Genomic DNA, 11,863 nt, shown 5'->3' on the forward strand with positions numbered 1-11,863 from the left:
TTGCGCAAGGCAGCGAGCGGACCGGATCAACGGGCGGCCGATGACGGGCGATGCGATGAAGCAGGGGTCGGCTTATCGGGAAGATCGGGGGTTACCAGCAGACCCTCGGAGTGTAGCGATTGACCCGGAACGGAAGTCGCACGAACGCCCCTACGTCAGACGTTGCGGCGACATAGATCAGAATTTTCGACTGTCGTAGGCCCAGTGAAGAAGAGCCTGTCGTTGGCGTTTGCGGCAGGTCTGCTCACCGGGTTCACAGTGAAGTTCAATCTGCCTGATGTGTCGTCGCATTGCCTTCCAACGCCCAATCTGTCGAAGGTCTTCCTGCGGCTTTCGGCGGCCCATATAATATCGGCAATACCATTGAAACCAGCCGCGCGGATCGTCGGGGTGTATCCATCCTTTCTTGCGCCAGACGGACAAGGGTTGGCTGGCGTCGACGCCGAAGTAGTTGAGTGAGGGATCGCGGCCGTCAACGGCAAGCTTTGCTTTTTCAAACCAGCTCTTGGGAAATTCATTTCGTGCATCAGTCATGTACTTGCCGCCAAATACGCCCAGTTGAAGCATCTGTTTGGGTGTTAGTTGCGGACCGAACTCCGGATCGAAGTTGCGACCCGACCGTTCCGTAAGATAATAGCGATGCCCCTTTTGCATTTTGTCGTTCACCGTAACGCTACGCTTTCTCATCTGGTGCCTTCATTCCGAACAGGACCATCCGGGGAAAAATAGCTTGATGGGCCGTGTCAAATATAAAGCACCATCCCGGCATTGGCGACTTTCGCCGATTACCGTTGTTGGCATTTTTCGGACCTTATGCAACGTCCAACTTGAGTCTGGAATGCACACCAAAACGGACATCCGCCAACGCCGCTGGATGATAAGGTTCGCACCCTGGTCAAACCGCGTCCGTGCCACGGCGCCCCCCAATAAATCTCATTCTGCCTACCTCAACGTCTTCCAACTGTCGCTCCGACAGTTAGACTGCCCCATCGGATCGTTGGGGGCCGGTATGCGGCGGCGAGAGTTCATTGCATTTCTCGGTGGGGTGACAGCGATTTGGCCTCGCCTGGCCATTGCGCAGCAAGCGTCCGGCAAGGTGTGGCGGGTAGCCTGGCTTAGTCCGGTATTCGCGGATACGGCTGTTGATCGGGAGATAATCGAGGCTTTCCGCGAAGAAATGCAGGAGCTTGGCTACGTCGAGGGCAACAACCTCGTACTTGACAGCAGATTTGCAGAGGGACACATCGAACGCTTAGCTTCGCTGACGAGCGAACTTATAGCTTTGCGACCGGACGTGATCGTCGCCTATGCGACGCCCGCTATCGCAGCGGCCCAGCGCGCTACGTCGACCATTCCCATCGTGATGGCTCCCGCCACCGATCCCATCGGCTCAGGCTTCATCCAAAGTTTGGCCCACCCCGGAGCAAACATTACCGGCGTTGCCAACATGTATGGTGACGCGATCGGTAAATCGATCGAACTTCTCCACGCGATCCTGCCAGCAGCAAGACGCATCGCGGTGCTGATGTCTGCCAACCCGGCCCATCCGCAGCAATACGCATTGGTTGAAGCCGCAGCCAAGGCCTTGGGCCTCACGCCGATTGCGATCATGGCGGCAACACCTGCCGATCTCCAGCAAGCCTTTAAGGAAATGAGACAGCAAAACTGCGCTGCTCTCTTCGTTCTCGCCGACCCCATCAGACCGACAATTCCTGCGTTGGCGACTGAATCGAAGATACCGGCAATTTATCAATATGGCGGATATGTCGATTTGGGCGGCCTCGCGAGCTACGGCGCCGCACTGACGCCGATGTATCGCAAAGCCGCGCAATACGTCGACAAAATCTTCAAGGGAGGCAACCCAGCCGAAATACCGGTCGAACAACCGGTCGCTTTCGAACTTGCCTTGAACCTCAAAACAGCAGCGGCGCTTGGCCTGAGTCTTCCGGATATCGTTCTTGCCCGTGCGGACAAGGTCATAGAATGAGGAAGTCACCTTAGGTTCCAAGGCGAAGCAGACCAAAAGCGCCCGTCGTCAATATCGCCGGGCGCCCCTGTGTCATATCCGTCACACGGTAGACCTATTCCCCGAACGCATCCCGTCTGCCGCACTGCAGACGCATTCCAGCGTTTGATGCTCCCAATATGTCTGAATGGAACGTCAGCAGGTTACTGTCTGTTTCGCTTACCCAGGAGAAGTCCATGATGAAAACTTTGATCATAGCGGGCGCAACGCTTGCCTTGGTGACCGCCGCTGGCGCGGCCGACCTCCCGCAGCGACAGCCGGTCTATAAGGAAGCTCCGGTCGTCGGCAAAATGCCGATTGGCAAGTCCCCCATCGGGAAGACCCCGGTCGGCAAGACGCCGGTCGCGGCGCGGTACTGATACGCGAAGGGCGAAGCGTGGCAAATACGCCGAAGAGATTGGGACTGTGCTGGCTGGCGGGATTCACGCTTGCGTTTCTGCTCCCGTGGCACATCCAATCGGCTTCTGCACAGGAGTCAGCTTCTGCACACGAGATTGACACGCGCGCCGGTTCGGATCGTTTGATTTCCCGGATGCGCGACGTCAACAAGCATACCGCCGACGCGAATGCGCTTGTTTCCAATGAGGCGTCCATTGAATCGAAATCGTCGACTCGGAAGCCGGGGACGGGATCCGCAAAGGGCCCGTATTATGTTGATTTCAGAGCCAGAACGGCGGCGAGCTGGGGACACGCTTTCGTCTGGTTCGGGAAGACAAGCCAGCGCGAGGTTGAAGTCGCGGGCCTTACTCCTGCGGGAGACACCCTGGAATATGTACTTGGTTATGTGACGTGGGTGCCGTCCGAGACCGGGGCAAGCTATGGCGATCTAGATCCGGAGTACTTGACCGCCAGCTACCGGGTTTACTTGAATGAGCCGGACGCAAAAAGGGTGTTCGCCTACATCAAGAAATTGCAGGCGAGTTCACCGGTCTGGAGCGCCGAAATATCCAATTGCACGTCGTTTATCGGTAGCATCGCAGATTTTATGGGATTGAAAGTTCCGGTCCGCTGGCTGCGTCCTGAGGAGTACGTCAACCGTCTCAAGACGATGAATGGTGGGATCCAGATCGTCCGCCTCTCGCCAGAACAATAGCTCGTACTCGTCGTGCCCGCGCAGATCGTGGCGCGATGATTGAAATCTCAAATTGTACCGCCTACGACAAAGCCGCCGCGTTTCACAAACGCGGCGGCTTGTTTATGCCGTTACTGCGACAGCCGCACGAAATCCGGGAATTTGAGTTTCCCCTCCGCGAGTTTCGGCGGCCAGACCGTGATCTGCTTGCCGTTCTGCCACTGGAACACCAGGCCGTTCACCGCGCCCGGCCCGGACCTGATGCCGTGGGTGAACTCGTCGTCCCTGCCGTAGAACTGGATGTGGCCGATGGTGCCTTCGAAATCGGTGTTCTCGAGCTCGGTGACCATCTTGTCGGGATCGGTTGAGCCGGCGCGCTGGATCGCCGCGGCGATGATGTAGACATCGTCATAGGCGGTGTAGCCGGTATAGGCCGGAGGCGTGCCGAATTTCGCCTTGAACGCCTGCGTGAACGGTTTGGTCTTCGGGGTGACGGCGACATCAGGCGTCGCCACCGCGAGCGAGGGGATGCCGTCGGCGGCGCCGTTGGTGTCGTTCCAGAACGTCGGGCTCAGCGCCTGCGCGCTGATGCCGAACATCGGCACCGGCACCTGCTGGTTCTTCCATTGCACCGTCGGCTGCACGCCGACATGCGAGATCCCGGTGACGATCACGTCCGGCTTCCTGCTCTCGATATTGTTGAAGATCGGCGTGAAGTCGGTGGTGTCGGGCGAGAAGCGCACATGCTCGACGACCTTCAATCCGGCTTTCGGCAGGCAGGCCTCGTAGCCGATATCGAGCGGCTTGGTCCAGGCCGCATCCTCGCTCATGATCGCGACCGTCTTGAACTTGAGCTGATCGACCAGCAGATCCTTGGCGGCGTCGCAGACCAGCTGCGCCTGGGCGGCGGAGGTCAGATAACCGTGAAACGTGTATTTGTTCTTGTCATAGTCGTTGTGGATCGCCTTGGTGATCTCGTTGGACGCGGCCCCCGGCGTGATCATCGGCATCTTCAGCCGCGCGGCCCAGGGTTCCAGCGCCAGCACCACTTCGCTGATGTAACTGGCGATCACGGCCGAGACCTTGTCCTCGCTGACCGCGCGCTGGAAGGCGCGCACCGAATCCGCCGAGGAACTCTTGTTGTCGTAGGTCACGATCTCGATCTTGCGGCCGAGCACGCCGCCCTTGGCGTTGATTTCGTCGGCGGCGATCTGGGCGCCGCCCGGGGTCGCGGCGCCCGCGATCGATTGCACTTCCGCGATCACGGCAATCTTGATGGGATCGCCGGACTGGGCCTGCGCCGGCGCAATGAACGTAATGGCCAGCGCGGCCGCCAGCGGAATCAGGCCGATCGAGCCCGGGACAGGAATTGGGATAAGAAATGGTCGTCGCATAGTTTCCTCCCTTGTCGTTGTTTTTCCCTTGAAGTGTTTTCTTGGCTTTGTTTTTTGGTCGTCGTTTTTTGTTGTTGCCCGGCCGCGCATGGCGGAGCAGCAGCGAAGTCTATGCTGCATGTCCGTCGCTTGGAAAGGCACCTGGGAACTTTAAACGGCGTCGATTTCGTCGCCGGCCGGACGATGTTGCCGGTCAGGACAGGAAGTTGGATTGGCTACTTGTGCCGGCCAAACCAATAAGACTAATCTTGCGCCAACAAACGCGGCCGAAACTCAGGAGTCGCGTATCGGGGGAACAAGATCATGTCTTTCTTGGTGAATCGCCGTGAATTGTTGCGCGCGTCATTGGCGCTCACGGCTGCCGCCGGCGTCGCTGCCCCGGCGCTGATCGGGCGGGCCGAAGCGGCGGTGTTGAAACTCAAACTCTCGTCGTCGCTGGCCAATGACCCTAAATTTGCCAATGGCCGGGTCTATTACGACTACCTCGTCAAGCAAATCGCGGGTAGCAGCCTGGCCGGACAAATCGAGGTGGCATTCTTCCCCGACAATCAGCTCGGCCAGGAGATCGACGTCATCAACTCGGTCAAGCTCGGCGTCATCGACATGATGGTGTCCGGCTCGTCGATCGCCGCCAATCTGGTCCCGCTGGTCGGCACCTATGATCTCGGCTACCTGTTTTCATCCTTCCCGCAACAGACCAGGGCGTTCGACGCCGGCGCGGCCGCGCCGATCGAGCAGGCCCTGCTCAAGGGCGCCAATATCCGCATCATTGCCTGGGCCTATAATTTCGGTTCGCGATCGGTGCTGGCGCGCAAGGCGGTCAACACGCCGGACGACCTCGCCGGGCTGAAGATCCGCACCCTGCCCAACCCCGTGATCACCGAATGCCTGCGCCTGATGGGGGCGGCGGCCACACCGATGGCGTTTGGCGAGATCTACACGGCGTTGCAGGCCGGCGTGCTCGACGGGCTGGAGCATGATCCGCCGACCATCATGGCCTCGAAATTCTACGAGACTGCGAAATTCTACTCGCTGACCCGGCACAATTTCTCGCCGCTGGCGATCTACTTTTCGGACACCACCTTCAACCGCATGGCCCCGGCCCTGCGCGACGGCTTCATCGAGGCGGCCAACAAGGCCGCCGCCGACACCCGTGCACACGGCCTCCTGGTCGAGCAGGAAGCGCTGGCGCAACTCAAGGACAAGGGCGTCACCGTGATCGATTGCGACCGCGAGGCGTTCCGCAAACGCGTGCTTCCGCAGACCGACGCCTTCGTGAAGGCGCGTCCGGACGCCAAGCCCGTGGTCGATCTGATCCGCGCGACCGCGGCCTGACGATGTCTGACGTCATCACCGGTCTGCCCGGCGCCCACACTGGCGACGGCCGGCGGGTCACCGCCGCGCTGCTGCCGGTGACCGATGCCGTTGCGGCGGGTCTTTTAGCGGCCGATCTCGCGGTGGTGATCTACTCGGTGCTGGCGCGCTCGCTGTTCAACGCCCCGGTCGAGTGGGCCGATGACATCGCGCGCGGGCTGATGGTGGCTTCGGCGTTTTTCGGCGCGGCTTCGGCGCTCGCGCGCGGCGAAAACCCCGGCGTGATCTTCTTCCGTTCGCTGCTGCCGCCGGTCTGGCAACGCTTCGCGGATGATGTCGGCGCCACGCTGGTCCTGGTCGTGGCGGCCTATGTCGCCATCCACGCCATCGAACTCGGCTGGATCACCGCCGGCCAAACCACCGGCTCCGGCCTGCCGCTTGAACTCACCTTCTACCCGATGGGACTGGGGGCGGCGTGCATGACGGTGTTCGCCGCCGAAATCCTGCTGGCGAGAAAATGGCGGAATATTCTGCAGGCCGTGGCCGTACTGGCCGCGGTGTCCGGTATTTTTCTCACTGGTCTCGCCTGGATACCCGACGCGATGCCGTCCCCGGGCACGCTGATGCTGCTGGGCTTTGCGCTCACGCTGGCCGGCGGCCTGCCGATCGGCTTTGCGCTGGCGCTGGCGGCACTCATATTTATCTGGGTCGAGGGCAATCTGCCCGGCGTGATCTTCGCCCAGCAGATGGCGCGCGGGATCGACAATTTCGTGCTGCTGGCGATCCCGTTCTTCATTCTGGTCGGCTATTTGATGGAAGCCAACGGCATGTCGGTGCGGCTGATCGAACTGTTGCAACGCCTGGTCGGGCGCATGCGCGGCGGCCTCAATGTGGTGATGGTCACCGCGATGGTGCTGTTCTCCGGCATCTCCGGCTCAAAAATGGCGGATGTGGCGGCGGTCGGCGCGGTGCTGATTCCGGCATCGCGCAAATCCGGCCAGAACCCCGGCGCGACGGTGGCGCTGCTCGCCGCCTCGGCTGTGATGGCGGAGACCATCCCGCCCTGCATCAATCTGATCATCCTCGGCTTTGTCGCCAATCTGTCGATCGGCGGCCTGTTCGCGGCCGGGTTGCTCCCCGCCGCCCTGATGGCGGCGGCATTGATTGGCGTATCGATCCTGTTCGGCAAGCGCTCCACCGCGCCAAAGCCGCCACCGCTCGCAGCCGCGGCGATGCGGCGGATGTGGCTCGGGGCCGGCGTCTCGTTCGGATTGATCGCGATGATTTTCATCGGCTTCAAGACAGGCTTCGCCACCGCCACCGAGATCTCCGCCTTCGCCTCGCTCTACGCCATCGTGGTCGGATCCCTGATGTTCCGCGAGCTCAGCCCCGCTGCCGCCTGGCGCAGCTTCATCCATGCCGCCGCGCGCTCCGGCCTGGTGCTGTTCATCGTGGCGTCCGCCCAATCGCTCGCCTTTGTCCTGACCTTGCAGCAGGTGCCGCACGCCGTCGCCGAATTCATGGTGGGACTGTCGCATCACAGCGGCACCTGGCTGTTCATGCTGCTCTCGATCGGGATCCTGATCGTGATGGGCTCGGTGCTGGAGGGCGCGGCCGCGCTGATCATCTTCGGGCCGCTATTGGTGCCGGTGGCCGGTCATCTCGGAATCGCGCCGCTGCATTACGGCGTGGTGCTGGTGATCGCGATGGGCATCGGCCTGTTTGCACCGCCGCTTGGGCTCGGACTTTACGGCGCCTGCCTGATCGGCAAGGTGCCGGTCGAAGACACCGTCAAGCCGATGCTGGGTTATCTTGGACTGCTGCTCGCCTGCCTGCTGGTCATCGCCTTTGTGCCCGGGATCAGCACGTTTTTACCTGGGATCATGGGATATTGAACGATGAAGATCCTGCTCACCCACACCCCCCATATGCGCGATAATTATTATGGCGCCCGCGCGCTCGCCGGACTGCGATCATGCGGCGAGGTGGTGCTGCATCAAGGCCACGAGACCCTGGAGGGGCCGGCGCTGATCGCCGCCGCACAGGGCTGCGATCTCATCGTCGCCGATCGCGCCACCGCCTTGCCGGGACCGATTTTCGACGGCCTCGCTACGCTGCGGGCGGCGCTGCGTTGCGCGGTGGATATCCGTAACATCGACGTCGCCGCCGCCTCGTCGCACGGCATCCTCGTCACCCGCGCCAAACCCGGCTTCGTGGAGTCCGTTACTGAGCTCGTGCTCGGCTTCCTGGTCGATCTCAACCGCGGCATCTCGAGCGCCACCGCCGCCTATCAGGCCGGACGGGCGCCGACGGCGCGGATGGGGCGGCAATTGGCCGGCACCACCATCGGCATCATCGGCTACGGCGCGATCGGCCGCGCCGTCGCGCCGCTGGCCACCGCGATGGGCATGCGGGTGCTGATCTGCGATCCCCATGTCACCGTCGAACAGCCGGACTTTCGCCAGGTCGAGCTGCCGACCTTGCTGGCGGAGTCCGACCACGTGGTCTGCCTCGCGATTGCGATTGAAGCGACCGAGAATCTGATCAATGCCGAAGCCCTGGCACGGATGCGCCGCGACGCGGTCTTCATCAACGTCTCGCGCGGCAATCTGGTCGACGAGAAAGCCCTGGCCGCCGCGCTCACCGAAGGGCGTATCGCCGGCGCCGCGCTCGATGTCGGCCGGGCTCCGGACCAGATGCCGACGTCCGAAATCGCAGCGTTGCCCAACGTGATCGCCACGCCGCATATCGGCGGCCTGACTCCGCCTGCGATCGAGGCGCAGGCGCTGCACACCGTGGAGCAGGTGCGCGCGCTGGTTTCCCGCGCCGTGCCGGATGGCGCCGTCAACACCGCGACCTGGACCCGCCGGATATGATCGCGCTGCGGGCCAAGGCTTGAGGTGACGCTGCCCGGCTAGCCCTGTTGTCCGCGGCAGTATTTTTCCCACATCGTGCGATAGGCCGCTTCGACGGCCTGCGTGTAGGCGGCCGGGCTGCAGCGCCTGGCGATCAGATCGGGGAGTTGGTTGCGGATCGTTCGCAGCCGGTCCGGGGTCGGCCGCAAGGCGATGTCGACATATTGGTCATCATCGATGGCGATCCAGTCGGCCATGTCGACCGCGGACATGATGGATCCGCCGTGCCGGCTGGCCATGGCGTTGCCCAGTTTCGTCACCACCGGCACGCCCATGTGCAGGGTTTCCCAGGTCGAGACGCCGCCGCCATGCGGAAACGGATCAAGGCCGATGTCGATCAACCGATACGCCGCCAGATGCTCCTCGCGCGAGGTCTGGCCGATCAGGTCTATCCGTTCCGACGCAATTCCCAGCGCCGCGAAATGTTCAAGCAGCCTGGCCTGTATCGAAACGTCCTTGAGCAGATGGTCCTTGATGACCAGCCGGGAGGTGGTGTCGGAGCGCATGATTCGGGCCCAGACATCGAGGACGGCGTTGGACAATCGGCTTGCCCGCGTAAAGGCGCCGTAGGTGACATAGCCGTTCGATGTCACCGGCGGCTCGCAGGCGCGCAACCCTGCCGGTGGCGGTTCGATGATGAACGGGCATGGCAGATCATAAACCTGCTCCGCGAAAAGATGGCGCACCTCCGGGGGGACCCTGACCGCATCTGCGAACAGGTAATCCATCGCCGGCATCCCGGTCCCGGTCCCGTCGCCCCAGGCGGTCACCTGGATCGGGGCGGGCTTGCGCGCAAATGTGCGCAACCGATTGCCTTCCGTGTGTCCGGACAGGTCGATCAGAATATCGACCTTGTCGGCCCGGATGCACTCCGCCAGCTGATCGTCGGACCATTGCAGGACGTTGTGCCACCGATCGGCAACATGGCGGAAGGTGTCCGTCACGGCGTCCTCGATCGGAACGCCGGAATAACAAATGATCTCGAACCGCGATTTGTCGTGGTTCTCCAGCACGGGCCGGAATGTATAGGCGGCCGAGTGATGCCTGAAATCGGCCGAAACATATCCCACGACAATTCGTCTGTTCGGATCGAGATCGTTGGCGTGGCGCGACGGCTGCGGCGCCGTGATCTTCGAGCCGATCTGGCGCCACCACTCCGATCGCGCCGCCTGGTTCAGCGCATTGTTGCCGCTGGCGCTGAAATCCAGCGAGAAGATCCGGCTCACCAGCGCGACCTCGTCGTCCGGCTTGACGGCGAGCGCGCGATCGAAGAACGAAACCGCGGCCTCGGCGTCGCCCATCAACGCATGACATTGACCGATCTGGGTCAGTGCCTTGACGGAGTTCGGCTCGATCGCGAGCGCGCGCTGGCAGGCTTGCAGCGCGTCGTTTACTTTTTTGCCCATCATCAGGATGTTGGCGCGACCGAGCCACGCCAAAGCGAAGTTCGGGTTGATCGATATCACCCGGTCGAAGCTTTCCAGCGCCTCGTCGATCCGTCTCAGAATGAGCAGGGTTTCGGCGCGGTTGATCAAGGCGATGGTATCGTCCGGAGCGATCGCGAGCGCCTGATCGAAGTCGGTGATGGCCTTTTCCGCTTGCCGAGAATCCTTGAACGCGGCGCCGCGATTGACGAGGGCCGCCACAAAGGCCGGCTTCGCCGTCAGCACCTCGTCATAGCACGCGATGGCATCGCTGAATCTGCCGAGCTCATGCAGCGCCTGACCCTTGTTGTTCCACGCGTCGACATGCTGCGGATTGATCGCGGTCGCCTTGTCGTAGCTCGCGATCGCTTCCGGAAAGCGCCTGAGCCCCAGCAGCACGTTGCCCCGCTGCACATGCGCGTCGATGAAATCCGCCTTCAGGGCGATCAGGCCGTCGAAGCAGGCCAGAGCCTCCTCCGGCCGTTGTAGCGCCGAAAGCACCGTGCCCAGAGCGAACCGGACGGTAACGGATCGCGGGTCGACCAGGAGGGCCTGCCTGAACAGGCGCTCCGCGGACTGGGAATTGCCGCTCTGGTACTCGGACAATCCGAGCATATAGAGAGCGTCGAAATGGTTTGGGCGCTTTTTCAGGACCTTGTTGTACCCGACCTGGGCTTTGGCAAGATCGCCGGACCGGTGGAAGGCGAACGCCCGGGCGAGCCAATCCGAGACCTCGTCGCCCTTGGCAGGCTTCGCGCCGAAAGCCTTCAGCTGTTGACTCATCCCGCGGTCACTTTCTGTTACCTCGTGTCAAGGCCGCCGAGCGCGGCTTGCGGCCGTCGTTCGGGGGCTGGCCGGAGCCTCGACGAGAGTCGTAAAGAAATTGTTAACCATGTTTCCGGAGGGGCATCGGGGAGCCAATTCGACGCCGGGTCGCCGGAATACGCGCCCGTGGCAGGCTCCGCGACGAAGCCGAGGCCTGTTCGTCGCGGGAAGACCAGAAGTCAGTCGCGCATTCTCAGAATGTGGCGAAGGACTCGAAGCAGACATGCAACACGTCGCAACGGTAAGCCCTTAGATGGAACCGCGCTCCGATCATGACCGGCCCGAAAATCTTATTGGCATCCCATCCAACTTCTCCAAGCGCAATGCCGACTCAGGTTGGCGGCCTCTTTCATATCAGCGTGCATTTGGGTACTGGCCTGTTTTGATGGTTAGTGGTCTTATTTGATTTAAGTGGCCGGATCAGCGCTCACCATTGTGGTAGCGGCACGTTCCCGGCGGTCGCTCCAAACGTAAATAAATCCTACGATACCCAACCGTAACGATAGGCCTACGACTGCTCCGGCAGGAGCAGCTAGTAAAAGCCATTCAATTGGAATTGGGGGAATTATCTTGAAGGAGTATGCCGCAAGGTAAATTACCCCAACGACAATGGGCAGAAAAATAAGAACAAGGAAGGCAGCAATCACTCGCAGCCACTTAAAGGACAATTGTTCGAAGGCTACAAATGCAAACACAACAAACGCTAGCCAAGACACAAGACTTAAATATCCAACTAGGTTGAATTGCGAGAAGGCTAACGCGCGCCATGAGCTTATAGATACGGCGGTTTCTGCTATCTCAATGGACGCATAAACAATCGCTGATATCTCCCGTTTCCCTAGGCCATGAACCCATAAATTTGATGGGCTGACGCCGCACCAGAGTCCGCTATA

General features: G+C 61.4%; 10 protein-coding genes. 6 read left to right on the forward strand and 4 right to left on the reverse strand.

Features of this window, described 5'->3' with window-relative positions; translation table 11 throughout:
• Nucleotides 1-177 precede the first annotated feature (177 nt).
• The gene (locus ABR948_RS22315) at nucleotides 178-687 is read right to left on the reverse strand and encodes a hypothetical protein (RefSeq protein WP_428122151.1); all 510 of its coding nucleotides are present in this window, start codon (nucleotides 685-687) and stop codon (nucleotides 178-180) included.
• Between the two features lie 46 nt (nucleotides 688-733).
• Between ABR948_RS22315 and ABR948_RS22320 the strand changes: the two genes are divergently transcribed.
• From ABR948_RS22320 to ABR948_RS22330, 3 genes are all read left to right on the forward strand, one after another.
• Nucleotides 734-1,987, forward strand: coding sequence for an ABC transporter substrate-binding protein (locus tag ABR948_RS22320; protein WP_428122174.1), 1,254 nt, complete (start codon nucleotides 734-736; stop codon nucleotides 1,985-1,987).
• A 215-nt stretch (nucleotides 1,988-2,202) separates the two neighbouring features.
• Nucleotides 2,203-2,385 (forward strand): hypothetical protein, encoded by a 183-nt coding sequence (locus ABR948_RS22325; RefSeq protein ID WP_428122153.1) that lies wholly within the window; start codon nucleotides 2,203-2,205, stop codon nucleotides 2,383-2,385.
• A 17-nt stretch (nucleotides 2,386-2,402) separates the two neighbouring features.
• On the forward strand, nucleotides 2,403-3,119 hold the full coding sequence (locus ABR948_RS22330) for a hypothetical protein (protein WP_428122155.1): 717 nt from the start codon (nucleotides 2,403-2,405) through the stop codon (nucleotides 3,117-3,119).
• A 110-nt stretch (nucleotides 3,120-3,229) separates the two neighbouring features.
• Here ABR948_RS22330 and ABR948_RS22335 read toward each other — a convergent pair whose 3' ends face one another.
• A complete protein-coding gene (locus ABR948_RS22335; RefSeq protein ID WP_428122158.1) occupies nucleotides 3,230-4,492 on the reverse strand; it encodes an ABC transporter substrate-binding protein in 1,263 nt (420 codons plus the stop codon).
• Nucleotides 4,493-4,795: 303 nt separating this feature from the next.
• Between ABR948_RS22335 and ABR948_RS22340 the strand changes: the two genes are divergently transcribed.
• Genes ABR948_RS22340 through ABR948_RS22350 form a run of 3 tightly spaced genes read left to right on the forward strand, consistent with a single transcriptional unit; the run spans nucleotide 4,796 to nucleotide 8,682 of the window.
• Nucleotides 4,796-5,827 carry a TRAP transporter substrate-binding protein gene (locus ABR948_RS22340; protein ID WP_428122161.1) on the forward strand — a complete coding sequence of 344 codons (1,032 nt, stop codon included), beginning with the start codon at nucleotides 4,796-4,798 and terminating at the stop codon, nucleotides 5,825-5,827.
• A 2-nt stretch (nucleotides 5,828-5,829) separates the two neighbouring features.
• Nucleotides 5,830-7,701, forward strand: a complete 1,872-nt coding sequence (locus ABR948_RS22345; RefSeq protein WP_428122163.1) for a TRAP transporter large permease — start codon at nucleotides 5,830-5,832, stop codon at nucleotides 7,699-7,701.
• 3 nt (nucleotides 7,702-7,704) lie between these two features.
• Nucleotides 7,705-8,682, forward strand: a complete 978-nt coding sequence (locus tag ABR948_RS22350) for an NAD(P)-dependent oxidoreductase (RefSeq protein ID WP_428122166.1) — start codon at nucleotides 7,705-7,707, stop codon at nucleotides 8,680-8,682.
• Between the two features lie 38 nt (nucleotides 8,683-8,720).
• Here ABR948_RS22350 and ABR948_RS22355 read toward each other — a convergent pair whose 3' ends face one another.
• Both ABR948_RS22355 and ABR948_RS22360 read right to left on the reverse strand, forming a co-directional pair.
• The gene (locus tag ABR948_RS22355) at nucleotides 8,721-10,928 is read right to left on the reverse strand and encodes a tetratricopeptide repeat protein (RefSeq protein WP_428122169.1); all 2,208 of its coding nucleotides are present in this window, start codon (nucleotides 10,926-10,928) and stop codon (nucleotides 8,721-8,723) included.
• Between the two features lie 449 nt (nucleotides 10,929-11,377).
• The coding region (locus tag ABR948_RS22360; protein WP_428122172.1) for a hypothetical protein at nucleotides 11,378-11,863 on the reverse strand (486 nt) is incomplete at its 5' end.

Source organism: Bradyrhizobium sp. (assembly GCF_050014615.1).
Taxonomy (GTDB): domain Bacteria; phylum Pseudomonadota; class Alphaproteobacteria; order Rhizobiales; family Xanthobacteraceae; genus Bradyrhizobium.